The following is a 24957-nucleotide window of genomic DNA, read 5'->3' on the forward strand; positions in this document are numbered from 1 at the left end:
CCGTCCCCGCACACGTCACCAGCACCACCTCCCGAAGAATCGAGACTCCCTTGGCTGAACTGCTGTATCGCCTCGGACGCTTCTCCGCGCGCCGCGCGTGGGCCGTCCTCATCTCCTGGATCGTGATCCTCGGCATCTCGGTCGGCGCGTTCCTCGCGTTCGGCGGGACGCTGTCGAGCGCCGTGACCATCCCGGGCACGCCGACGGCGAAGGTCACCGACCAGCTCGAGGAGTCGTTCCCGAGCGCCTCCGGCGGCACCGGCGCGATGGTCTTCCACACCAAGGACGGCGACGCCTTCACGGACTCGCAGAAGACCGCCATCGGCGAGCTGCTCGACGAGACCGCCGACCTCAAGGGCGTCGACTCCACGGTCAACCCCTTCGAGACCCAGGAGACGATCGCCGACCAGGCGAAGCAGATCTCCGACGGCAAGGCACAGGTCGACGCCGGTCGCACGCAGCTGACCGACGGACAGGCGCAGCTCGACGCCGGCCAGGAGCAGCTCACCGCCGCACAGACCCAGCTGAGTGCCGCGCTCGCGCAGGCCCAGCAGGCGGCCGGCGGCACGCTCCCCGCCGCGGCACAGGCCCAGTTCGACACCCAGCAGGCGGCGATCACCCAGCAGCAGGCCGCGCTCGACGCCCAGCAGACCACGATCACCGACAACCTCGCGACCATCGACGAGCAGAGCACGAAGCTCGAACTCTCCTCGCAGCTGCTCGACCTCTCCTCCGGCATCCGCACCGTGTCGACCGACGACACCACCGCGGTCGCGAACGTCGTGTTCGAGCAGCGCCAGCAGGAGGTGACGCCCGAGACGAAGCAGTCGGTCATCGACCAGGTCTCCGAGGACGTCCCCTCGGGCGTCGAGGTCGAGTTCTCCAACGAGCTCGCCCAGAGCCTCCCGCAGCTGTTCGGTGTCGGTGAGGCCATCGGGCTCATCATCGCCGCGATCACCCTCCTCGTCATGCTCGGCACGGTCATCGCCGCATCGCTCCCGCTCGTCTCGGCGATCGTCGGTGTCGGCGTGGGTGTCACCGCTTCACTCGCGATGTCCGGTGTCGTCGACATGCTCTCGATCACCCCGGTGCTCGGGGTCATGCTCGGGCTCGCCGTCGGGATCGACTACTCGCTGTTCATCCTCAACCGCCACCGGAAGCAGCTGCTCGACGGCGTCGACCTCCACGAGTCCATCGGCCTCGCGAACGGCACCTCGGGCAACGCGGTCGTGTTCGCCGGCTCCACGGTGCTCGTCGCGCTCCTCGCGCTGAACGTCACCGGGATCCCCTTCCTCGGCATGATGGGCACCGTCGGCGCGATCTGCGTGGCCGTCGCCATCCTCCTCGCCGTCACCCTCACGCCGGCGCTGCTGTCGCTGCTCGGCCTGCGGATCCTCAGCCGCAAGGCACGCGCCTCCATCGGCACTCCGCGCCCCGACGCCGTCCCGACCAAGCCGATGGGCACGATCCGTGCGATCGGCACCCTCGTGGCCGGGCTCGTCGTCCTCGGCGTCGTCGCCCTGCCGGCCCTCGACATGCGGCTCGGCCTGCCCGACGGCAGCTCAGAGGCCGTCGACTCGACGCAGTACCAGTCCTACACGCTCATCGAGGACAAGTTCGGTGCCGGCGTCAACGGCCCGCTGCTCGTCGTCGCGACCCTGCCAGACGCCGCGACCGACGACGAGGTGATCGAGGAGCAGGTGCGCATCGGCCAGAAGATCGCCGACGTGCAGGACGTCAAGGCCGTCGCCCCCGTCGGCGCCTCGGACGACAACAGCGTCCTCGCGTTCCAGGTGATCCCCGAGGAGGGCCCGAACGCGGTCTCCACGGAGCAGCTCGTCCGCGACCTCCGCGACCTGTCGCCGCTGTCCGGCGACGTCGACCTCGGTGTGGCCGGCAGTGCGAGTGGCAACATCGACGTCTCGAAGCAGCTGTCCGACGCCTTGCCGCTCTACCTCGCGCTCGTGGTCGGGCTGTCGCTCATCATCATGATCCTGGTGTTCCGCTCGATCCTCGTGCCCGTCACCGCGACGCTCGGTTTCATGCTGTCGCTCGCCGCGACCTTCGGTGGCATCACGGCGATCTTCCAGTGGGGCTGGCTCGGTCCGGTGTTCGGCGTCCACGACCCGGGGCCCATCCTGAGCTTCCTGCCGACGATCCTGATCGGCATCCTGTTCGGCCTCGCGATGGACTACCAGTTGTTCCTCGTGTCGGGCATGCGTGAGGCGTACGCCCACGGTGCTCCGGCCCGACTCGCGGTGCGCCGCGGTCTCCACGCCGGTCGCACGGTGGTCGTGGCCGCAGCGATCATCATGATCTCCGTCTTCGGCGGGTTCATCTTCTCCCACTCGGCGATGATCCGGTCGATCGGCTTCGGTCTCGCGTTCGGTGTGCTCGTCGACGCGTTCGTCGTCCGCATGCTGCTCATCCCGGCGATCATGCACCTTCTCGGGACGAGCGCCTGGTGGATCCCGAAGTGGCTCGACCGCATCCTGCCGAACGTCGACGTGGAGGGCGCCGCGCTCGAACGCAGCCACCCCCACCACACCGGTTCGGTCGAGACGGTGCCGCAGCAGGACAGCCCGCGGAGTGCGGTCGACGGCGCGGAGACGGCGGCGCTCGGTGCCGGCGTGACCGCGGCGACCGCCGCCCACGTGGCCTCGCCCTCGAGCGAGCTGACCCGCCGGGAGGCGGCTGCGGCCGCCGACCGGACGCACCCGGCGCATGTGCTCACGACGGACCCCGACCCGGGCGAGCAGCAGGTCTCCCGGGTGGAGCCCGGCCTCGACGTCATCGTGCACCCGGCTTCGGCGGGCGTGCAGCGGGTCGCCGTCGGTGCCTACGTGATCGCGGTCGACGCCGACAACGGGACGGCCGTCGTCGAGCCGCCCGCCGGTGGTGTCGTCATCGTCCGGGCACCGAGGTAGCGTCTCGCCAGGCTCGGTGACCGGTGTCTCCGGTCACCGAGCCTGTATCTCCAACGCGCGACGCCGGTTGTCGCCGTCGAACGCACGCTCGGCGACGACCGCGGCCTCAGGCGAGATGCCGTAACCGATCGCGACCGTCCGCCAGTCCATCGTGCGCTCCGCTGTGTCGCGGATGATCGAAGCGGCGGCCGTCGCCGAGAGGCGGAACGCGTCGTGCACCGCGCAGAGTTCGCGGATGTCACGACCGTATCGTTCGCCTCCTTCGGTGATGGGAGTGGCTTCCACCCGGTCGGGGCGCTTGTTCGGTTCCAGGTCGAAGACGGGTGACAGCTTCCAGCCGGTGTGTTGCCGGAGGAATCCGTGGTTCCGGAAATGGTCGTCCACGTTGCCGATGAGCAGGCTGAGCGCGACTCGTCGGAACAGTTCGGCGAGATCCACTCGCGGGGTCGGACTGGCGAACGCGACTGCCTCGGCCAGGTGGACGTACGACAGGGGCTGGTTCTCCGGTTTCGTCGTGAGCGAGTGAGCACTGAGATACCCGATGCGCTGCTCGCCGATGCGGTCGAATCGTTTGGTGAGCAGGATCGACCGGCCCTCGGCGATCCGTTCCAGCTCGAAGTCCGGTGTCTCGACACCCGCCTGACGTGCGAGCGCGAGTGCGGTCGCCTCCCAGGCCATCGGGTCGGAGTATTCGGTGTCGCGAGCGAACTTCGCCATCCAGAGTGCGTCGTGATGGCGGACGACCGCCTTCGGTCGCGCTCCTCCGGCACTGGTCCCTGCCTCGATCAGCACCGCGAGCTCATCGTCGGACTCGGTGCCCGTCTCGAATGCCCGTGCTGCTGCGAGGATCCGGGGCAGGTCGTGGACCTGGGCCACGGGATGGGTGCGTCGCCCGAGGAACGTGCCTTCCACCGCGAAACGTAAGGCGCCCTGACGGGTCTCGTCGTTCACGTGCAGCAGGTAGTCCAGACCGCTTCGCGCCTGCGTTCCGGCGCGGATGATCCGACGCCCCCAGCTGTCGGGCATGGCGTCGCCGAGTGCGCCGAGCGCTTCGCGGCCGGACCATGCGCGGAGCGGACCAGCACTTCGGGGCATGTCGGGCGACAGGTCGTAGCCGCGTGGATCGAGGAGGAACGAGTCCGCGTATCGGAAGACGATGCCCGGCGCGGCCGACCCCGGGTGCCCGTCGGTCGCCACCCGGCCGGCCGGGACTTCGACTCCGTCTGGCAGGACGATGCTCACGTTCGCCTCGACCAGGTGGTCGGGCGCCAGGTCGACGGTCATCGTTGATCGTCTGCGGGCGTCGGTGCAGGGATCCGGACGCGCTCGACGCCAGCTCGAGCGAAGTTCCGCGAGCCGAAATCACTCGCCAGAGGATCTGATGCGTCGATGACCTGGGACAGGATCCCGACGGCTCGGAGTGCTGCGAACAGGTTCTCGGAGGAGGTCGACCGTCCGTTCTCGATGGCGCGCAGCGTGTCCCGCGAGATGCCGGCGCGCTCAGCGACGATGTCCGCCGTCAGGCCGACGATCTTGCGCCAGGCTCGGACGTTCGATCCGAGACGGACCATCTCGCGGCTCAGACCCGGACCGGCGGCCATGATGGCACCTTCTCGATAATGGCGATCATCTTCGTCATTATACGCGTTAATGGCGGAAATTCTCTCCATACGGGGTGGCGGCCGGTGGTCGCCTCCCCGTTACGGCTGCAGGCGGTCGACGATCCAGCCGCCGTCGGCCGCGAGGTAGCGGAGTCGCCGGTGCATGCGGTCGCGACTGGCGTGCCAGAACTCGACCATGTCGGGGACGAGCCGGTAGCCGACCCAGGTGGCCGGCCGCGGCACGTCGTCACCCGAACGCTCGAGCAGCTCGTTCGCGCGGGCGATGAGCGCGTCGAGCGTCTCCTCCGGGCCCTCGGCGAACGGCGTCGACTGGTGCGCGACCGCTGTGGCGGCCCGGGACTTCGGCGAGCGGTCGGCGAACAGTGCGTCCGACTCCTCGTCGCTCAACCGCTCGACCCGGCCCTCGAAGCGGAGCTGCTGCATCGTCTCGCGCCAGTACACCTGCAGGGCTGCGCTCGGGTTCTCCGTCAACTGACCGCCCTTGCGGCTCTCGGTCGAGGTGCCGAACACCAGGCCGCGACCGTCGATCGTCTTCACGTCCACGGTCCGGGCGCTGACGACGCCGACGGCGGTGGCGGTGGCGAGGGTCATCGAGCGGGGCTCGCTCACCTCGCGCTCCACGGCTGCGGCCAACCACGCCTGGGCGAGCGGCATCGGCTCGGTCGGCGGGGTCTCGAACTCGGGCAGGTGCAGGGAGTCGTCTCCGGAGAGGGGTTCAGCGCTCATGGCGCGAGCCTACCCGCGGAGGCCGTGGCCCGGAGCCTTGGGTGCCCGGCACAGTCCCCGCCCGAAGCGTGGTGCACCGACACATGGTGTGTGCTCCGGCTGCGGGTTAGCCTCGGAACCGATCACGAGGAGAGTGGGCACCACATGCCGTACACCGACACCGACGACGTCTCGATCCACTACGAGGTCGAGGGCGACCACGCCGACCCGGTGATCGTGCTCATCGCCGGTGGCGGCGCGCAGATGATCGCGTGGCGCCCCGAACTCCGCGCGATGCTCGTGGACGAGGGGTTTCGGGTGGTGTGGTTCGACAACCGCGACGTCGGCTTCTCCCAGCGCTTCGGCGGCGAGCACGACGTCGACGGCGGCTACTCGCTCGGCGACATGGGTGACGACGTCCTCCGCGTGCTCGACCACCTGGGGGTCGCAGCGGCCCACCTCGTCGGCCACTCGATGGGCGGGATGATGGCGCAGATGGTCGCCCTCGAGCACCCCGAGCGCGTGCTGAGCCTCGGCCTGCTGTCGACGATCCCCGGCCAGGACCCGCGCTACATCCTGCACGGCGAGCGGCCGGAGCTGCTCGTCGAGCCCGTGCGGACCAGCCGCGAGGAGTCCGTCGCCGTCATGGCCGAGCTGGCCGCGCCCGTCCCCGGCGCCCGGTACCAGCCGGACACCGCATGGGAAGTGTGGGCGACGGGTGAGGCGTACGACCGCGGCTACGCGCCCGAGGGCTACAGCCGGCAGTGGGCGGCCCTCCGCCGCGCGCCCGAGAGACTCGACCGGTTGCGCGAGGTCACCGTGCCCACCCTCGTACTCCACGGACGCGAGGACGACGTGCTGCACTGGAGCTCGGCCGTGGACATCGCCGAGGCCATGCCGGCGGCCGAACTCCACGTCCTGCCCGACATGGGGCACCTCATCCCCGCAGAGCTGTGGCCGACGCTCGTCGCCGGCATCGTCCGGGTGGCGCGGCACGCGGAGCAGCTGCGCTGAGGGTGACGTGGTCCCTGAGCCTGTCGAAGGGCGGGGACCGGGGCTACCCTTCGACAAGCTCAGGGACCGGCGTCGGGAGTTGAGGGAACGGGGTTCTCTACGGCATGCCGATGAGGCGCACCCGACAGGCGAGTTCGGCCGCGAAGCGCACGTCGGGATCTGCGAGGTCGAGCTCGAGCGACTGCTCGATGCGGCGGATCCGATAGTTCACCGCGTTCGGGTGGAGGTTCAGTTCCGCGCCCGCCCGCACGAGCGAGTTCCGATGGCTGAGGTAGGCGAGGAGCGTCCGGACCGCGATCGCCGCGCGCTCCGGCCCGAGGTCGTCGAGTGGCGACAGGATGTCGTCGAGCAGCGTGCGACTGAGCGGTGACGCGTAGAAGTCGAGGAGCACCCGGCGCAGCCCGGTGACGTCGGTCGCCTCCATCGTGCCGAACCGCCCACCCGCGATCGCCGCCTCCGCCGCGACCCTGGCCTCCGTCGCCGACTGCCGCAGCCCGGCGGCCCCGCTCTGCGGCGTGCCGAGGCCGACGGTGAACGTCCACTCGGGCCCGGCCACCGACGACGCGTGCGCGACGATGCGCTCCATGACGTCGCGGAGGCGCCGCTGGTGGTCCGCTGCACCGAGCTCCTCCGAGGCGATCACGACGATCTCGTCGCGGCGCATCGCCAGGTGCCACTGCTCGTCGCGTTGGTCGACGAGCTGCAGCGCGAACAGTTCGACGGAGGGGGCGAGCACCGTCGGCGCCCGTCGGTCCGGGTCGCTCACGTGCTTCGGGGTCAACCACGCGACCGCGTGCGACAGCTGCAGCGGGAGGCCGGCGCGCACGGCGTCCATCGCGAAGCCGTCGATGCGGGAGGACTCCGCGAAGATCAACTCGATGATGAGTTCCGCCCGGGACCGCACGGAGCCGAAGCGACCGTGGAGTTCGCGCTGCAGCGCCCGCGACAGCACCGAGGCGATGACGGGGAGCGCGATGGCGGCGGCTGGGTCGTCGCGTTCGGCGTGCACCCGGCCGATGGGGATCTCGCCGATGCACACGGCGTCGGGTTCGAGCCAGCTCGCGCCGGCGTCCTCGACGAGGGTGACGGGGACGCCGAGCGTGGTGCTCGCGACCTCGAGGATCGCCTCCCGGACGCCGACGCCGGAGGCCTGCTCCGTCTCGGCGGCGGACGCCGCGATAACGCGCTCGATCGCGAACTCCGCGCGAGACATCGCCTCCTCCGCGCCGCCGCGGATGGTGCGGTCCATGAGCACGGCGAGATCGGAGGCGATGCCCTGGCTCATGATCACGGGGAGGCCGCCACGGCCCGCGAGCGCGCGCGAGGTCTCGGCGATGGGGAACTCACCGACGAACAGGAGCGCCGCACACCCGGCCGCGATGGCCCGGCGGATGGCGATGTCCACCTGGTACGGCCGGGGGACCGCGCCGTCGGGGGTGGTGACGACGGCGATGGCGTGCTCGGTGGCGTCGTTGAGCTCGTCGAGGGCGAGGATCTCGACGCCGGTGACGAGGACGTCGGCCGGCGAGCCGGCGACGCAGCGAGCGCCGAGATGTTCGGCTTGGAGGATGACGTCGGCGACGGTGACTTGGGCCATGAGCACATTCTGCCCCGATTGTGTGGGCTGCGGGAACATTGTCGTGATTCCGACCCCTGCCTACGCTCGGTACATGTCAACGAACCACCCCGCCGCGCGGTCCGCGGCGTCGGCCACCCCGGTCACGAGCATCACCCTGGCCGACGTGCCCGCCCTCGCGGCCGGTTGCGCCGTCTTCGGCACCGGCGGCGGCGGCGCGGTGCAGACCCCGCAGCTCGGCGTCGAGATCGCACTCGAGCAGTACGGCCCGGTGCCGGTCAAACAGGTCGCCGACCTCGACGAGCACGACGTCGTCGTCGCGATGTCCGGCATCGGCGCCCCTTCGGTGGGCTTCGAGATGCTCGCGGCGACCGGCCAGGCCGAGATCATCGTCGAGGAGATCCAGCGGCTCACCGGCAAGCGCATCACGACGATCATGGCGACGGAGATCGGCGGCAGCAACGGCGTCGGTCCGGTCGGGTGGGCGGCGAGCCTCGGCCTCAGCATCCTCGACGCCGACGGCATGGGCCGCGCCTTCCCCGAGGCGCCGATGACGGCGATGAACGTCGCGAACCTCCCGCCCGGGTACGCCGTGTTGAGCGACGTGATCGGCAACGTCTCGATCCTGCGGCCCGTCAGCCTGTCGTGGCTCGAGCGCCACGCCCGCGCCCTCACCGTCGCGAGCGGTGCCATCTCGATCGGCGCGAACTACGTCATGGACCGCGACACCGTCCGCGGCGCCGTCATCGAGGGCAGCGTGAGCCGGGCCGTGCAGGTCGGGCGACGGCTGCTCACCGCCACCGACCCGGTCGAGGCACTCACCGACGAACTCGGGGCCGCGCTCATCACGGGCGGCAAGGTCGTCGACATCGAACGCCGCACCGAGGGTGGCTTCACCCGCGGTTCCGTGACCGTCGAGGGCATCGGCGAGCACCGCGGTCGCCTCACGCGGGTGGAGATCCAGAACGAGAACCTCGTGGTCATGGAGGACGGCGCGGTCATCGTGAGCGTGCCCGACCTCGTGACCATCGTCGACTCGGAGACGGGCGACGCGATCTCCACCGAGATGCTGCGCTTCGGCCAGCGGGTGAGCGTGCTCGCCTGGGCGTGCGACCCGCTGTGGCGGACGCCGCGCGGACTCGAACTCGCCGGCCCGCGGGCGTTCGGCTACGACCTCGACTACGAACCGTTCGGCACGACGAGTGCGGCCGAGACCCTGGGAGCGACCCGATGAACGCCGGCACCAGCACCGTCACGGACACCTCGGGCGAACTCGCCATCGGCATCGACGTCGGTGGGACCAACACCGACGCCGTCGCGCTCGCGGGCAACGGCGAGGTCGTCTCGTGGACGAAGCAGCCGACCACGCGCGACGTCACCGGCGGCATCCGCGCGGCGCTCGCCGACGTCCTCGAGCAACTGGGCGACGCCCGTGGCCTCGTGGCCCGCGTCATGCTCGGCACCACCCACGCGACGAACGCGATCGTCAACCGCCGTGACCTCGGTCGGGTCGTCGTCATCCGGCTCGGTTCGCCCGCCGCCACCTCGCTCCCGCCCCTCGCCGGGTGGCCGCGGGAGCTGCGCGACGTGGTCCTCGCCGGCAGCGTGCTCGCGGGCGGCGGCCACCTCGTCGACGGCTACCCGATCGCACCGCTCGACCGCGACCTCATCCGGCGCGAGCTCGACGCCCTCGCCGGCACCTTCGACGCGGTCGCCGTCTGCGGCATCTTCAGCCCGTCGTTCCCCGAGCAGGAGCTCGAGGTCGAGGCGCTCGTCCAGGACCACGTCGGAGTCGACGTCCCGGTGTCGCTCAGCCACGAGATCGGCGCCCTCGGACTCCTGGAACGGGAGAACGCGACCGTCCTGAACGCCGCCCTCTACGCCGTCGCCCGCGACGTCACGGCCGCCCTCACCACGGTCGTCGCCGAGGAGCAGCTCGACGCGACCACCTACTTCGCCCAGAACGACGGCACGCTCATGGCCGTCGAGTACGCGGCACGCTACCCGGTCCTGACGATCGGCTCGGGACCCGCGAACTCGATCCGCGGCGCCGCGTTCCTCTCCGGTGCCGACAACGCGATCATCATCGACGTCGGTGGCACCACGAGCGACCTCGGCGTGCTCGTCGACCGCTTCCCGCGCGAGTCGACCCTGCCGCGTGAGGTCGGCGGCGTGCGCACGAACTTCCGCATGCCCGACATCCTGAGCGTCGGCCTCGGCGGTGGCACGATCGTCGACACCGCGACGGGCGTCCCGCGGCACGACTCGGTCGGCTACCGGCTCACCGAGGAGGCGCTGCTGTTCGGCGGCTCCACCCCGACGCTCACCGACGCCGCATCGCTCCAGTTCGGCATCGCCGACCGCGAACTGCCGCCGCTCGACCGCGCGACCCGCCAAGCGCTCGAACACGCCCTCGGGGTCGCCCACGAACGCATCGAGTCCGCCGTGGAACGCATGTCGCTCGGCCGCACGGGCCTCCCGCTCGTCGTGGTCGGCGGCGGCGGGTTCCTCGTGCCGGACTCGGTCCTCGGAGCGAGCGAGGTGCTCCGCCCCGCGCGAGGCAACGTCGCCAACGCGGTCGGCGCGGCCATCGCGCTCGCCGGCGGGCGTTCCGATCAGCTCTGCGACTTCGCCGACCGCGCAGCCGCCATCGAGGAGGCAGGACGCTCCGCGATCGAGAAGGCGATCCAGGCCGGCGCAGACCCGCGCACGGTCGAGGTCGTCGACGTGCTCGAGACCCCCGTCTCGTACGCGACCCGTCCCACCCTCAAGGTCTCCGTGAAGGCGGCGGGTCCGCTCGCCAGGATCGGGACCGCCACGAGACAGCCCGTCTGACGGGCAGCACCAGCCGATTCCCCGCACCACCGCACCGGGCACCACGCATCACAGCCATTCCAGCACGGCACCTCACCCCATCTGATCCGGCCACCCGCGCACCACGGCCACCCGAGTACGAAGGATCCAGCATGAACAGCAAGCAGAAAGCCGCGGCGGCCCTCGCCACCGCGGCGCTCACCGCGGTGGCCCTCACCGCGTGTACCTCCTCGCAATCCTCGGATTCCTCCGGCGAGTACGTCTCCGGCGGCACCTTCGTCACCGCGATGAGCGGCGACCCCGGCAGCCTCGTCCCCATGACGGGGATCAGCCTCGAGGCCCGCGAGATCATCAGCTTCCACTACGAGTCGCTCGTGTACGTCGACGCCGACGGCGAGCTCGTCCCGTGGCTGGCCGAGAGCTGGGAGGAGGACGCCACCTCCATCACGTACACGCTGAAGGACGGCATCACCTGCGCCGACGGCACCCCGTTCACCGCTGAGACGGCCGCCGCGAACATCACCTACAACGCCGACCCGGCCAACGCGACCTTCTACTACGGTGCGCAGGTCTCCGAGCGCATGACCGCGACCGCCGACGGCAACCAGCTCACCGTCACGAGCACGACGCCCGACCCGTTCATCCTCGCCAACACCGGCACCGTCGAGATGGTCTGCCAGGCCGGTCTCGACGACCCGGACTCGCTCGTCGAGACGATGAACGGCACCGGCCTCTTCGCGCTGGACAAGGCGACGCCCGGCTCCAGCTACACCTTCACGAAGCGTGACGACTACACCTGGGGTCCAGGGGACGTCACGAGCGACACCAAGGGCCTGCCGGACACCTTCGAGGTCCGCGTCGTCACCGACCCCGGGACCGCCGCGAACCTGCTGCTCTCCGGCGACGTGAACGCCGCGAGCATCGGCGGAGCCGACCAGGACCGCGTCGAGGCCGCCGGTCTCGCCAGCGAGGGTGTGCGCAACCCGATCGGCGAGATGCTCTTCAACGAGCGCCCCGAGCGCCCCACCTCCGACCCGCTCGTCCGTGAGGCCCTCGTCACCGCGATCGACCGCGAGCAGGTCGGCGAGGTCGTCACCGACGGCACCGCCGAGGAGTCGAAGTCGCTCGTCGTGAAGAGCCCGTACCTCTGCGTCGCCGACGGCCCGCAGTGGACGCTCCCCGAGACCGACGTCGAGAAGTCCGGCGAGCTGCTCGACGAGGCCGGCTGGACGCTCGGCTCCGACGGCAAGCGTTCGAAGGACGGCGAGCCCCTGACGATCAAGTTCATCTACGACGCGGCGACCCCGAGCCACGCGGCAGCGGCCGAGCTCGTGCAGCAGACCTGGGACGAGCTGGGCGTCACGACGGAGCTCTCGGGCAACGACGCGAACGCCTGGTCCGAGCAGCTGTTCTCGACCTTCGACTGGGACACCGGCTTCGTCCAGATCGCCCCGGGCGGACCGGTCATCGTGAACACCTTCTTCGGTGGCGAGACCCCGGACAAGGGTGGCAACAACTTCATGTTCGTCGACAACCCCGAGTACGACGCCCTCGCCGAGCAGGCGAAGACGGCCAGCCCTGAGGCGACCTGCGACCTGTGGCAGCAGGCCGAGGCGAAGCTCATCGAGCGGACGGACGTGTTCCCCATCGCCGACGCGCAGGACTTCCTGTACCTGAACGGCGCCGAGGTCGAGCGTCCGAACTTCATCCGCCCGACGAGCATCCGGATGGTCGGCTGATCATGGCGATCCCCTCGACCGTGACCACCGGACAGGCCACCGACCCGGCCACGGGCCCCGGCGGCCCGGCGGTCGCGCGTCGAGGGGGTCGTGGTGTCCTCGGCGGACTCTCGCCGCGGACGTCCTTCATCCTCCGACGGCTGGGTCGGGTGCTCGTCTCCCTCGCCATCGTCATCGTCGCGACGTTCCTCATCGTGCAGCTCGTCCCGGGCGACCCGGTGCGGGCGGCACTCGGGAACAGCGCGACCCCCGAGCTCGTGGAGCGCACCAGGGCCGACCTCGGCCTGAACGTGCCCGTCCCGGAGCAGTTCGTCAACTACGTCAGCGGTCTGTTCCGCGGCGACTTCGGCACGGCGATCGGTTCGCAGCGGCCGGTCGCCGACACGATCGCGCAACGCTTCCCGGTCACCCTCACCCTCGCGGTCGCGTCCTTCCTCCTCGCGGCGATCGGCGCGTTCCCCATCGGTGTCGCCACCGCGGTGTCCTCGCGCACCGGCCGTCGCCGCCTCGCCGACCTCGGGGTCTCCGGGCTCCTCGGGGTCCTCATCGCGATCCCGAGCCTGCTGCTCGCCGTCGGCCTCATCGCCGTGTTCAGCATCGGCCTGAAGGTCCTCCCGGCGGCCGGTTGGGGCTCGTTCGACCAGGCGATCCTGCCGGTGGTCGCGCTCGCCGTCGGCCCCATGGCCTACCTGGCACGCATCGTGCACGTCGAGATGCTCGCCGTCCTCGAGATGCCGTACATGACGACGGCCCGCAGCAAACGACTGCCGACCCACCTGGTCTACCTGCGGCACGCGCTGCCGAACATGGTGACGTCGACGCTCACGATCGGCGGCATCATCCTCACGGGCATGGTCGCCGGCACCGTGCTCATCGAGACGGTGTTCGCCATCCCCGGTCTCGGCACGAGCATCGTGTCGTCGATCACCTCGAAGGACTACCCGATGATCCAGGGCATCGTGCTCGTGTACGCGATGCTCGTCCTCGGCCTCAACCTCCTCATCGACGTCGCGCTCGCGACGATCGATCCGCGCTCGTCGATCACGGAGGGCTGAGCCCATGAGCACACCCACCCGCACCCGTCGCTCGCCGCTGCTCGACCGTCTCCGCACCCCGCGCGGGCTGACCGGCGCCCTCGGCGCGCTCCTCATCATCGTGGTGGCGGTCGTCGCGCCGAGCGTGTGGGGGACGGCGGCCGACACGACCTCCGTCGCCGACCGCCTCGCCAGCGCGAGCCTCGCCCACCCCTTCGGCACCGACGAACTCGGCCGCGACGTGTTCGCACGGGTCATGGTCGCGACGCGGGTGTCCGTGCTCCTGACGCTCGGTGCGACGGCGATCTCCGTCATCGGCGGCGTGCTGCTCGGCGCCGTCGCGACGGTGCTGCCGCGGCCGCTGCGTCGCCTCGTCACGGCGCTCATCGACATCCTCCTGTCGTTCCCGTGGCTGCTCATGGCGCTGTTCTTCTCCGTCATCTGGGGCGCCAGCGCGACCGGGGCGATGCTCGCCGTCGGCTTCGCGGGCGTACCGACCTTCGCGCGCCTCACCTACACGCTCGCCTCCTCGCTCATCGGACGCGACTACGTGAAGGCCGCCCGCATCGCCGGCGTCGGCCAGGCCGAGGTGCTCGTCCGCCACGTGATGCCGAACATGCTGCCACCGATGCTCGTGAACGCGGCCGTCTCGGCGTCCGGCACCCTCCTCGCCTTCGCCGGGCTGTCCTTCCTCGGCCTCGGTGTCCAGGCCCCCGAGTACGACTGGGGTCGCCTGCTCGGTCTCGGCATCGCCCGCATCTACGGCAACCCGATGGCCGCGATCGGCCCCGGCATCGCGCTCGTCGTGTGCGGCGTCATCTTCACCCAGCTCGGCGAGCTCTGGAACGAGTCGTCGAAGCGGCTGCTCGGCCTGCCGGCTCCAGCCAGACGACGCGGCTCGCGCGCGGCGACCGAGGCCGCCACGGCCGCCGTCCCCACCGAGGAGGCGCCCGTCGTCGAGGTGCGCGACCTCCGCGTCGCGTTCCCCGACCGCGACGGTCGACTCGTCGAGCGCGTCCACGGGATCAGCCTCACGATCATGCCCGGCGAGGTCGTCGGCGTCGTCGGGGAGTCCGGATCCGGCAAGTCGGTGAGCGCGATGGCGATCGCCGCCCTGCTCGGACCGGACTCGTCGGTGCAGGCCTCCGAGCTGACGTTCCGCGGGATCGACATGACCGCACCGCTCACCGCGGGCGAACGGAGCCGCCTGGGCCTCGAACTCGCGATGGTCTTCCAGGACCCGCTCACCTCGCTGAACCCCTCGCTCACCATCGGCAAGCAGCTCCGCGAGACCGTCGAGGTCCACGAGGGCCTGTCGGCGGCCGAAGCGACGAAGCGGGCCGAGGCCGCGCTCGAGTCGGTGCGCATCCCGCTCCCCGCGAAACGGCTCAAGCAGTTCCCGCACGAACTGTCCGGCGGCATGCGCCAGCGGGCCATGATCGGGATGGGCCTCATGGGACGCCCCAAGCTGCTCATCGCCGACGAGCCCACGACCGCGCTCGACGTGACCGTGCAGCGGCAGGTCCTCCGGGTGCTCCACGAGGCGCAGGTGCAGACCGGCGCCGCGATCCTGCTCATCTCGCACGACATCGCCCTCGTGAGCGGCTTCTGCGACCGCATCCTCGTCATGAAGGACGGCCGCATCGTCGAATCCCTCGACGCCGACCGCCTCCACGAAGCCCGTCACCCGTACACCCAGGGGCTCATCGCCTGCGTGCCGGACATGACCTCGGACCGCACCATGCCGCTCCCGGTCATCGGCGCGATGGACGAGGACGACCTCCTGGTCCCTGCCCTTCGACAGGCTCAGGAACCGCTCGTCGACGGGCCGGACGACCAGCCCGTCATCACCACCGAAGGACAGCGCGCATGACCGGTCTCGAGTTCTCCGGCCTCACCGTCCGCTACGGCCACGGCGCCGCAGCACACACGGCCGTCGACGGCTTCGACCTCACCGTCCGCCCCGGCACCTCCCACGGACTCGTCGGGGAGTCGGGCTCCGGGAAGTCGACCGTCGCGGCCGCGGCCGTCGGACTCGTCCTCCCGACGGCGGGCAGCATCCGCCTGAACGGCGCCGACATCGTCGGACGCTCCGCCGCCGCCCGCAGGGCCAGACGCCGCGTGCAGCTCGTCTTCCAGGACCCGTACTCCGCACTCGACCCGCGCATGCCGATCGGCCTGTCGATCGCCGAGGGCTCCCGCGCCACCGGCCGCTCGTGGAGTCGCGCCGAGCAGCGGTCACGCGTCGGCGAGCTCCTCGAACGCGTGCAGATCGACCCGGACCGCGCCTCGGAGCTGCCGTCCGCCTTCTCCGGCGGTCAGCGGCAGCGCATCACGATCGCCCGGGCGCTCGCCGCCGAACCGGAGGTGCTCATCGCGGACGAGATCACCTCGGCGCTCGACGTCTCGGTGCAGGGCGTCGTCCTCAACCTGCTGCGCGAGCTGCAGCGCGAACTCGACCTCACGGTGCTGTTCATCTCGCACAACCTCGCCGTCGTCAACTACATGTGCGACTCGGTGAGCGTCATGCAGGCCGGCCGGGTGGTGGAGGCGGGCCCCACCTCGACGGTCCTCGCCGCTCCCGAGGACGCGTACACCCGCGAGCTCCTGGCCTCCGTGCCCGTGATGGGCCGCCGCATGACCTGGGACGAGGAGGAGCGGCCCGGCCGGTAGGCCGGACCGCTCCTGTCGTCGGCTCTCCCGTCAGTCGCGCTGCTTGCGCGGCAGGGTCTCCGGGAGGAACGCGATGCCGACGATGCCGATCGCACTGAGCACGAGCAGGTACGCGGCAACGAGCCACGGGGCTCCGCCGCTCGCGGCGACGAGGGCCGTGGCGACGAGGGGGACCGTCCCGCCGACGAGCGCGGCCGGGATCTCGCGGGAGAGCGCGATGCCGCTCCACCGCATCGACGTCGGGAAGATCTCCGCGAGCAGGGCCCCGGAGGTGCCGATCGTGGAGCCCTGGATGACCGCCAGGCCGAGGATCAGGCCGAGCGCGACGACGACCGACTGCTCCGTGTTGTAGAGCAGGAACATCGGGAACGCGTACAGGACCCCGAAGATCGCGGCGCCCATGAGGACCGGCTTCCGGCCGATGCGGTCGGCGAGACGGCCGAAGAGCAGCGCCGTCGGGATGGTGAGGACCTCGGCGACGATGAGGCCGATGAGCGCCTCCGTCGGGTTCACCGTCAGGGTGCCCGTGACGTAGGACAGCGAGAACACCTGCACCACGTAGACCCACGGCAGCGCGAACGCGAACAGCGCCATCCCGCAGATGATCACGCGCCAGTGCGAGCGGATCGCGCCGACGAGCGGTGCCGAGCTGGTCGAACCGCGCTCCTCGGCGCTCTCGAAGGCCTTGGTCTCCTTCACCCGCAGGCGGAAGTAGAGCGCGAAGGCGACGATGACGACGCTCGCGAGGAACGGGATGCGCCAGCCCCAGCTCTGGAACTGCTCGGTCGGCAGCGCGCTCACCACGGCGAACACGGTCGTCGCGAGGGCCATGCCGACGTAGACGGAGGCGCCGGGGAAGGAGGCGGCGAACGCGCGGTGCTTCACGTCGGCGGACTCGCTCGCCATCGTGATCGCGCCGGCGAACTCGGCACCCGATCCCATGCCCTGGAAGATCCGCAGGACGATGAGGAGGATCGGCGCCCAGACACCGATGGTCTCGGCGGTGGGCAGCAGCCCGATGAACGTGGTCGCGACGCCCATGAAGAGCAGCGTGATGAGGAGCGTGGGTTTGCGACCGAGCTTGTCGCCGTAGTGGGCGAAGATGAGCCCGCCGATGGGGCGTGCACCGAACCCGACCGCGAAGCCGGCGAACGCGCCGAGGAGCCCGGCGAGGTCGCCGGCGCCCGGGAAGAACAACGGGGCGAAGACGAGTGCCGACGCGAGGCCGTAGAGGGTGAAGTCGTACCACTCGATGACCGTGCCGACGGAGCTGGCGAGGATGGCCCGCCGGCGTTGCACCCGCGAGTCGAGCCCGTCGCGATCGATGTCGCTCTGTCCTCGGACGGTGTCCGTTCCGCGGGGTTCGCTTCCGCGCGCGCTGTCGATGGCCATGGCACTCCTTCGTGTTGGGCGCACCGGGACGGCCCGGACGCCTGAAGAGGCTACCGGCTGCCATGAGGACCGCCCATGTGCCCTCGACACACTCCGATGGGGATTCGGTGCGTCGAGGTCACATGGGCGGATCGGGAGGGTTACAGCGCCTTCGACTCGCGGAGGACGCCGGCGAGCTTCTCCATCTGCTTCGCCTGCGAGGTGTAGTCGAGGGCGGCGGTGTTCCAGGAGTGGATCTGACCGGCGACGAGGGCCGGGTGCGAGGCGAAGGTGGCCTGGGCCTCGAGGTCGCTCTGCTGGAAGCCTTCGACGTTGACGAGGAGGACGTCTCCCGTCATCATCTGGGCCGCGTTCTCCCAGCTGTAGATGTCCCAGTAGTAGTAGCCGTCCGGGTTCGCGTTCGTGTACGTCACGCCGAGTTCGCTGTAGAGCTCGGTCTCCGGCTCGTCCTGCGGCTTCACGACGTAGACGCCGTCGGCGTCCGCGTACATCTGCGTGACCTCGAGGTCGGTCTCCTTCGCGGCGGCGGTCAGGTCGGCGGCCGCGGCGTCGTAGCGCTCCTTGGCGGCGGCGATCGTGTCCTCCTCGGCTCCGAGCGCCTCGGACAGCTTGTTGAGCGAGGCGATGACGTCGGCGCCCTTGCCGCCGACCTTGATGGCGACGACCGGTGCGATCTTCTCGAGCTGCTCCTGCTGCTCGACGTCGGCGACCCCGTAGTACGGGCCCGTGAGGTCGAGGGTGCCTTCGCGGTCGGTCGGGTAGAGGCCGGTCACGATGAGGTCGGGAGCGGCCTCGGCGAGTGCCTCGAGGTCGATCTCGCCGTAGCTGTTGCCGACGATCGCGGTGTCGCCGAGGTCGTAGTCGGCGAAGCGCGGGTCGGTCGCCACGTCGACGCGACCGAAGACCGCGACGGGGTCGATGCCGTTGCCGTGCAGGCCGAGGGCGTAGTCGGCGAAGCTCGCGACACGCTTCGGCTGCTGGTCGAGCTTGACCGTGGTGCCGGTGTCGTCGGTGTAGCTCCAGGCGCCACTGCTGTCGGCGTCGGATGCGGCGGTGGGGGAGCAGCCGGCGAGGCCGACCAGGGCGAGCGCCGGCACGAGCACGAGTGCGGCGCGGCGGAGGCGTGAAGAGATCGTCATGATACTTAGGATAGCCGAACCTAAGTTACGAATCGGTATCGGTATCGGAATCCCGAATCGCCCGGATCACTCGGCGTCGAGTGCGATCGCGTCGTCGGGGTCGACGGGCACGATGAGGGGCGAACCGCTGCTCGGGTCGCGGATGACGATGGCGTCGAGGTCGAAGGCCTCCCGCAGGACGGCCGGCGTGAGCACCTCCCACGGCGTGCCGTCGGCGATGATCCGGCCGCCGCCCACGACGACGAGTCGATCCGAGTACCGGCCGGCGAGCGTGAGGTCGTGCAGCACCATGACGACGGTGGCGCCACGTTCACGGTTGATCGACCGCACGAGCCGGAGCACGTCCAGCTGGTGGCTGAGGTCGAGGAAGGTCGTCGGCTCGTCGAGCAGGATCGTCGGTGCCCGCTGCGCGAGGACCAGGGCGATCCAGGCGCGCTGGAGCTGCCCGCCCGACAGCGAGGCGGTGTCGCGGTCGGCGAGCGTCTCGAGGCCGGTGGCGGCGAGGGCCTCGTCGACGGCGATCGTGTCGGCGGGCGTCCACGGCTTGAGCAGGCTCTGGTGCGGGTGCCGACCGCGCGAGACGAGGTCGCGGACGGTCGTCGCCGACGGCGTCAGCGGCTTCTGCGGCAGGATGGCCAGCCGGCGTGCGACCTCGCGGGTCGGGATCGAGCGCACGGCGCGGCCGTCGAGTTCGACGGACCCGGCCGTCGGCGTGAGCAGGCGACCGAACGCCTTCAGCAGGGTCGACTTGCCGCAGCCGTTGGCGCCGATGAGGGTCGTCACCTGCCCGGTCTCGATGCGGAGGTCGAGCTGTTCGAACACCACCGTCTGCTCGTAGGCGAGCGAGACCCCGCGGGCCTCGAGGGCGGCAGCCGGGTGCGCTTCCGTGGTCATGGCGGGCTTGGTCATGCGGAGGTCTCCCGTTCCTTGCGGCGCGTCAGCAGCCAGATGAGATAGGGGGCACCGACGATCGCGGTGATGATGCCCACCGGGATCTCACCCGGGAGGACGCCGCGGACGAGCGCGTCGCCGCCCGTCACGATGACGGCGCCGAGCAGCGCCGAGGCGAGCAGAGGTGGACGACCGGTGCGGGCGATCCGACGGGCGAGCTGGGGTGCGACGAAGGCGACGAACTCGATCGGCCCTGCGGCGGACACGGCCGCGGCGACGAGCAGGACCGCGCACGCGATGACGATGATCCGGTGCCGTTGGACGGCGACGCCGAGGCCGGTGGAGAGTTCGTCGCCGAGCTGGCTGATGTCGAGGCTGCTCGTCTGCAGGACCGCGGTCGGCGTGAGGATCACCAGCGCGACGAGCACCGGCCACACGCTCGACCAGGAGATGCCGGAGAGACTGCCGACGAGCCACTGCGCCGCCGCTGCCGCCTCGGTGATCTGCGCGCGGGCGATGAGGTAGCTCGTGATGCCGCCGAGCGTCGCGGTGGCACCGATGCCGATGAGGATGAGCCGGAAGCTGTCGACCCCGCCGCGCCAGGACAGGGCGTAGACGGCCGCGGAGGTCACGAGTGCCCCGATCGCGGCCATGGCGGGCAGGCCGAGACTGAGTGCGCCGGCGCCGACGGAGTAGCTGCCGCCGACGAGGACGATCGCTGCGACGGCCCCGAGCGCGGCGCCCGAGGTGACGCCGAGGATGTCCGGGGTGGCGAGCGGGTTGCGGGCGAAGGTCTGGGTGAGTGCCCCGGCCAGGCCGAGGGCCGCGCCGACGAGCAGACCGCCGACGACGCGGGGGAGGCGGAGTTCGAACACGATGAGCTCCTGGCCGCCGGTCCCGCCGCCGAGGAGGGTGGTGATCACGTCGGGGATCGTCAGCGAAGAGGATCCTGCGACGATGCCGAGCAGCGCGAACACCAGCGCGACGACGAGGCAGACGATCGTGACGACGACGACCCGACCGCGCCACAGGCGACCGAACACGCGGCTGCCTTCCGGAACGGCGCTCACAGCTCGGCCATCCGTCCGCGCCGCACGATCATGATGAAGGCCGCGCCACCGATGACGGTGAGGACGACGCCCACGGGCACCTCGGCGGTGCCGCCGATCAAGCGCCCGATCACGTCGCAGGCCAGCAGCACGCCGGCCCCGACGAGTCCCGACGCCGGGAGGAGCCAGCCGTGATGTCCGCCGACGAGGGTCCTGGCGATGTGGGGTGCCGTGAGTCCGACGAAGGCGATCGGGCCGGTCAGCGCGACGGCCGCCGCGGTGAGCAGGGTGATCGCCGCGAGCCCGACGAGGCGTGCCCGGAGGAGGTTCTCGCCGAGCCCGTTCGCGAGTTCGGTCCCGAGCGCCAGGGCGTTCAAGGACCGCACGTTCGCGAGGGCGAAGACGAGACCGAGTCCGGCGAAGACGAGGGCCGCGTCGACACCGGTGAGCGACCGCCCGGAGAGCGAGCCGACCACCCAGATGCGGTAGGCCGCGAGCGTCGTCTCGTCCGACAGCACCAGGTAGGAGGTGAGGGCGACGAGCAGGGCGGAGACGGCGGTGCCGGCGATCGCGAGCGGCACGGGGCTCGAGAGGCCGCGACCGAGGGCGGCGACGGAGAACACGATGACGCTGGCGACGGTGGCACCGAGCAAGGCCAGCCACAGGGTGGTGACCACCGAGCTCGTGCCGAGCACGTAGACGCCGACGACGACGGCGAGGCTCGCCCCGGCCGAGACGCCGAAGAGGCCGGGATCGGCGAGCGGGTTGCGGGTCTGTCCCTGCATCACCGCACCGGCGATCCCGAGGCACGTGCCGACGAGGATCCCGAGCACGGTGCGCGGTACCCGCGAACCCCACACGACGGCACCGGTGTCCTGGGCGGGGTCGAACAGGGCTGTGATGACGGCCACCGGGCTGATGAGGTTGCTGCCGAGCATGAGGCTCGCAAGGGCGATGACGAGCAGGGCGGCACCCAGGCAACCGACGGCGAGCGCGCGTCTCGATCGGAGGAGGGTCGCGCTGCGCATGAAGTAAGCCTAGCCTCACCTATCATCGCCTCGGTGCACGCGTGCCTGGCGCCCGTCGGAGGTGGGAGTCGGCCGGAGTCGTGGCCCATGGAAGTCGGGCGGACGTGTGCGGTTCGCACATGGGTCGATCCTCCAGTGCCCGATACCGTTGTCCGAGACGGATGCAGCACGGCGAAGGTGCTCCCGCGACGCCGGAACGCGGCACGCCCGATGCCCAGGAGGACACGCATGACCGAGCAGCAGCAGCCGAACGGCGCCGACACCGAGGCCATCCTCGCGGCCACCGAGCGACTCGCCGTCCCACCCGGCTCCCTCGAAGGCGTCGTCGTCCTCGACCTCTCCCGCGTGCTCGCCGGCCCCTACGCCGCCTCGATGCTCGCCGACCTCGGCGCCACCGTCATCAAGATCGAGAACCCGAACGACCCCGACGTCTCGCGCGGCTTCCCGCCCTACCTCCGCGACGGCGACGAGGAGTTCAGCGGCTACTACGGCCAGTACAACCGCGGCAAGTTCGGCCTCGCCCTCGATCTCGCGAGCGAGGCGGGCAAGGAGGTGCTGCGCGACCTCGTCGCGAGCGCCGACATCCTCGTCGAGAACTTCCGCCCCGGGACGATGGCGAAGCTCGGACTGCCCTACGAGGCGCTCGCCGAGATCAACCCGAAGCTCGTCTACACCGCGATCTCCGGTTACGGACAGACCGGCTCGCGCAGTCGCCGCCCGGCGTTCGACAACACGGCGCAGGCCGCCGGTGGTCTCTGGTCGATGAACGGCTACGCCGACCAGCCGCCCGTCCGCGTCGGTGTGACCATCGGCGACCTCTCGGCGACCATGTTCGGCGTCATCGGCACGCTCGCGGCCCTCCGGCACGCCGAGCGCACCGGCGTCGGCCAGCTCGTCGACGTCGCCCAGGTCGACAGCATCATCGCCATGACCGAGACCGCCGTCGTCGACTACACCGTCGACGGCACCGTGGCCTCCCCGTCCGGCAACGAGCACGCCTGGGTGCGCCCCTACGAACTGTTCCCCTGCGCCGACGGCCAGGTGTTCTTCGGCGCCTACACCGACAAACTCTGGAAGGCGAGCTGCGAGCTCTTCGGCACTCCGGAGGCGATCGCCGACCCCGAGATCGACACCATGCGCAAGCGCTTCGACGAGGAGGTCTACGCCCGACGGGTGAAGCCGCTCGTCGTCTCCTGGTTCGCCGACCGCACCCGCGCCGAGCTGGAGGAACTCGCCGGCGATGTCGTGCCGCTCACCGCGGTCAAGACGATCGGCGAGGTCGTCGAGGATCCGGGCACCGCCGAACGCGACATGGTCGTCGAGACCGACTACGGCTCCTTCGGCACGCTCCGCTCCTTCGGCCAGCCCATCAAGCTGAGCGCCACCCCGGCCACGACCGACCGCCCCGCGAACCGCATCGGGGAGCACGCCGACGACGTCCTCGCGGCGCTCGCCGGGTACGACGCGGAGCGCATCGCCGGACTCCGCGCCGACGGAGTGATCTGAGTGGAACGCGAGGAACGGTTGGCGGCCGGGCCCGCGTCCTGGTACCGGAGCACCTTCGCGACCGGGATGCCGGAGCCGGTCGTCGGCGAGGAGCTCCCGGCCGGGTGGGAGGGCGTCTACTTCCCGTTCACGACGCCGTTCGCCCAGCTCCGTGAGGACGGCTCACCGGCCGAGGACGGCGTGCTGCCGACCATCGACCTGCCACGCCGCATGTACGCGGGGGAGGACACGGAGTTCCTCCGGCCGCTCCGCTACGGCGAGCCGGTGACGCAGCGCACGAGTCTCGGTTCGCTCGTCGAGAAGCAGGGTCGGGCGGGTCGCCTCGTCTTCGCGGACCTCGTCCGCGAGTTCGTCGTCGACGGCGAGGTCGCCGTGCGCAGCACCTGGCACGACGTGTTCCTCGAGGCGCAGCCGGCGGTCCCGACGCCGCGGGTGTCGGCACCGGCGCCGGCTCCGGAGGACGCGGCCGATCCCGACGAGGGTGCCGACTGGTCGGAGCGCCGCTCGCTCGACTCGCGGCAGCTGTTCCGGTTCTCGGCCGTGACCGGCAACACGCATCGGATCCACTACGATCGCCGCTGGGCGCGCAACGTCGAGGGGCTCGACGACCTGCTCGTGCACGGTCCGCTGACCCGCATCCTCGTCCTCGATGCGCTCGCCGCGCATGCCGACGGTCGCCGACTCGCGTCGGTGCGGTTCCGGGCGAAGGCGCCGGTGCTCGTGGACACGACGTTCCGCATCGTCGGCACGGACGACGCTGCCGGCACCTCGGTCGTCGTGCGTGCCGCCGACGGTACGGTCCTGGCCTCCGCCGACGCCGCCTGGCGCCCCTGACGGGAGCCCTGTCGGGTCGGCCTGCCTCCCGCGCGTCCTAGGCGTCGATCACGAGCGTCGGCGTCAGCGACCGCGAGACGCACGGGTACATGATCATCGACGCGTCGTCGGTGGTCAGCGAGTCACGATGTTCGGGCGTCCCATCGACCACCTGCACCGCGCACGAGCCGCAGACGCCCCGCAGGCACGAGCCGGGGATGCCGACCCGCGCGGCCTGCATCGCCTGCAGCATCGTCTGCCCTGCCGTGACCTCGACGGTGCGCTCGGAGCGCGCGCACTCCACGGTGAAGGCCGTGTTCGGCAGGTAGGCGCGGGGCTTCGGTTCGAACCGCTCGAGGTGCAGCCGGCAGTCGTCCGGCAAGGTCTCCGCCAGATCGGTGAGGGTGTCGGTGAAGCCGCGCGGCCCGCACGCGGACACGTCGGTGCCCGGCTCGAGCCCGGCGAGCAGCCCGGCGAGGTCGAGTCGACCGCTCTCCCCGCTGACGTGGATCCGCACGTGGTCGCCGAGGGCCTCGAGTTCCGGCCCGAACGCGACGTCCTCGCGGGTGCGCACCGCGTACACGAGCGTCCAGTCGGCATCGCCGGCGGCGAGTCGTCGCGCCATCGAGAGCAGCGGCGTGATCCCGATGCCCGCGGCGAGGAGCAGGTGGCGTTTCGCGTCGGAGAGCGGGAACAGGTTCCGCGGGGGCCGGATGAAGACCTTCCGCCCGACGCGGAGGAAGGTGTGGATGTAGTGGGACGCACCCCGCGAGTGCTCTTCGCGCAGGACCGCGATCCGGTAGTGGAACTCGTCGGCGGGATCGCCGCAGAGCGAGTACTGCCGTTCGTGGCGGGTGATGAGCTGCAGGTCGATGTGGGCGCCGGGGTCCCATGCCGGGAGGCGGCGGCCCTCAGGGTCGGCGAGCACCACACTGACGATCGTGGGCGTCTCGCGCACGATCTCCTGGACGATGAGCGGGGTCATGCCCGCGCGGTTGCGCATCAGGAATCCTCACTGTCGATGGCTTCGCCGAT

General features: G+C 70.9%; 20 protein-coding genes. 10 read left to right on the forward strand and 10 right to left on the reverse strand.

The window, feature by feature from the left end; translation table 11 throughout:
* Nucleotides 1-50 precede the first annotated feature (50 nt).
* Complete coding sequence (locus QRN26_RS08920; RefSeq protein WP_285036290.1) at nt 51-2927, forward strand: MMPL family transporter; 2877 nt, start codon at nt 51-53, stop codon at nt 2925-2927.
* A gap of 33 nt (nt 2928-2960) precedes the next feature.
* On the opposite strand, the gene QRN26_RS08925 is transcribed toward QRN26_RS08920, so the two are convergent.
* The 3 genes from QRN26_RS08925 to QRN26_RS08935 form a co-directional block, all read right to left on the reverse strand.
* Complete coding sequence (locus QRN26_RS08925) at nt 2961-4211, reverse strand: type II toxin-antitoxin system HipA family toxin (protein WP_285036291.1); 1251 nt, start codon at nt 4209-4211, stop codon at nt 2961-2963.
* The gene (locus QRN26_RS08930) at nt 4208-4528 is read right to left on the reverse strand and encodes a helix-turn-helix domain-containing protein (RefSeq protein WP_056009319.1); all 321 of its coding nucleotides are present in this window, start codon (nt 4526-4528) and stop codon (nt 4208-4210) included. Before QRN26_RS08930 ends, QRN26_RS08925 begins: the two co-directional genes overlap by 4 nt.
* 99 nt (nt 4529-4627) lie before the next feature.
* Complete coding sequence (locus QRN26_RS08935; protein WP_056009317.1) at nt 4628-5275, reverse strand: pyridoxal 5'-phosphate synthase; 648 nt, start codon at nt 5273-5275, stop codon at nt 4628-4630.
* Nucleotides 5276-5419: 144 nt separating this feature from the next.
* On the opposite strand from QRN26_RS08935, the gene QRN26_RS08940 reads away from it, so the two are divergent.
* Nucleotides 5420-6268, forward strand: a complete 849-nt coding sequence (locus tag QRN26_RS08940; protein WP_056009316.1) for an alpha/beta fold hydrolase — start codon at nt 5420-5422, stop codon at nt 6266-6268.
* A gap of 97 nt (nt 6269-6365) precedes the next feature.
* On the opposite strand, the gene QRN26_RS08945 is transcribed toward QRN26_RS08940, so the two are convergent.
* Nucleotides 6366-7865, reverse strand: a complete 1500-nt coding sequence (locus QRN26_RS08945) for a PucR family transcriptional regulator (protein WP_285036292.1) — start codon at nt 7863-7865, stop codon at nt 6366-6368.
* 73 nt (nt 7866-7938) lie between these two features.
* Between QRN26_RS08945 and QRN26_RS08950 the strand changes: the two genes are divergently transcribed.
* From QRN26_RS08950 to QRN26_RS08975, 6 genes are all read left to right on the forward strand, one after another.
* Nucleotides 7939-9078 (forward strand): S-methyl thiohydantoin desulfurase family protein, encoded by a 1140-nt coding sequence (locus tag QRN26_RS08950; protein WP_056009312.1) that lies wholly within the window; start codon nt 7939-7941, stop codon nt 9076-9078.
* Nucleotides 9075-10679 (forward strand): hydantoinase/oxoprolinase N-terminal domain-containing protein, encoded by a 1605-nt coding sequence (locus QRN26_RS08955; RefSeq protein ID WP_285036293.1) that lies wholly within the window; start codon nt 9075-9077, stop codon nt 10677-10679. The genes QRN26_RS08950 and QRN26_RS08955 overlap by 4 nt, the downstream gene beginning before the upstream one ends.
* A gap of 131 nt (nt 10680-10810) precedes the next feature.
* Nucleotides 10811-12397, forward strand: coding sequence for an ABC transporter substrate-binding protein (locus QRN26_RS08960; protein ID WP_285036294.1), 1587 nt, complete (start codon nt 10811-10813; stop codon nt 12395-12397).
* A gap of 2 nt (nt 12398-12399) precedes the next feature.
* Nucleotides 12400-13452: an ABC transporter permease gene (locus QRN26_RS08965; RefSeq protein ID WP_285036295.1), complete on the forward strand. Its 1053-nt coding sequence runs from the start codon at nt 12400-12402 to the stop codon at nt 13450-13452.
* Between the two features lie 4 nt (nt 13453-13456).
* On the forward strand, nt 13457-15304 hold the full coding sequence (locus tag QRN26_RS08970) for a dipeptide/oligopeptide/nickel ABC transporter permease/ATP-binding protein (RefSeq protein WP_285036296.1): 1848 nt from the start codon (nt 13457-13459) through the stop codon (nt 15302-15304).
* A complete protein-coding gene (locus tag QRN26_RS08975) occupies nt 15301-16104 on the forward strand; it encodes an ABC transporter ATP-binding protein (RefSeq protein ID WP_056009304.1) in 804 nt (267 codons plus the stop codon). Before QRN26_RS08970 ends, QRN26_RS08975 begins: the two co-directional genes overlap by 4 nt.
* A 30-nt stretch (nt 16105-16134) precedes the next feature.
* Here QRN26_RS08975 and QRN26_RS08980 read toward each other — a convergent pair whose 3' ends face one another.
* The 5 genes from QRN26_RS08980 to QRN26_RS09000 form a co-directional block, all read right to left on the reverse strand.
* Complete coding sequence (locus QRN26_RS08980; RefSeq protein WP_285036297.1) at nt 16135-17496, reverse strand: MFS transporter; 1362 nt, start codon at nt 17494-17496, stop codon at nt 16135-16137.
* A gap of 140 nt (nt 17497-17636) precedes the next feature.
* On the reverse strand, nt 17637-18635 hold the full coding sequence (locus QRN26_RS08985) for an ABC transporter substrate-binding protein (RefSeq protein WP_056009302.1): 999 nt from the start codon (nt 18633-18635) through the stop codon (nt 17637-17639).
* 66 nt (nt 18636-18701) lie between these two features.
* Complete coding sequence (locus QRN26_RS08990; protein ID WP_285036298.1) at nt 18702-19544, reverse strand: ABC transporter ATP-binding protein; 843 nt, start codon at nt 19542-19544, stop codon at nt 18702-18704.
* Nucleotides 19541-20569, reverse strand: a complete 1029-nt coding sequence (locus tag QRN26_RS08995) for a FecCD family ABC transporter permease (protein ID WP_285036299.1) — start codon at nt 20567-20569, stop codon at nt 19541-19543. Before QRN26_RS08995 ends, QRN26_RS08990 begins: the two co-directional genes overlap by 4 nt.
* A gap of 23 nt (nt 20570-20592) precedes the next feature.
* Nucleotides 20593-21603, reverse strand: coding sequence for a FecCD family ABC transporter permease (locus QRN26_RS09000; RefSeq protein WP_285036300.1), 1011 nt, complete (start codon nt 21601-21603; stop codon nt 20593-20595).
* A gap of 228 nt (nt 21604-21831) precedes the next feature.
* Here QRN26_RS09000 and QRN26_RS09005 point away from each other — a divergent pair, with 228 nt between their 5' ends.
* Nucleotides 21832-23109: a CaiB/BaiF CoA transferase family protein gene (locus tag QRN26_RS09005; RefSeq protein WP_285036301.1), complete on the forward strand. Its 1278-nt coding sequence runs from the start codon at nt 21832-21834 to the stop codon at nt 23107-23109.
* The gene (locus QRN26_RS09010) at nt 23110-23943 is read left to right on the forward strand and encodes an FAS1-like dehydratase domain-containing protein (protein ID WP_285036302.1); all 834 of its coding nucleotides are present in this window, start codon (nt 23110-23112) and stop codon (nt 23941-23943) included.
* 37 nt (nt 23944-23980) lie between these two features.
* Here the strand turns inward: QRN26_RS09010 and QRN26_RS09015 are convergent, their stop codons facing one another.
* Entirely contained in the window at nt 23981-24925 is a 945-nt protein-coding gene (locus QRN26_RS09015) for a PDR/VanB family oxidoreductase (RefSeq protein ID WP_285036303.1), read from the reverse strand.
* Nucleotides 24926-24957: the final 32 nt, after the last annotated feature.

The sequence above is a fragment of the Plantibacter sp. ME-Dv--P-095 genome (assembly GCF_030209365.1).
Lineage (GTDB): Bacteria > Actinomycetota > Actinomycetes > Actinomycetales > Microbacteriaceae > Plantibacter.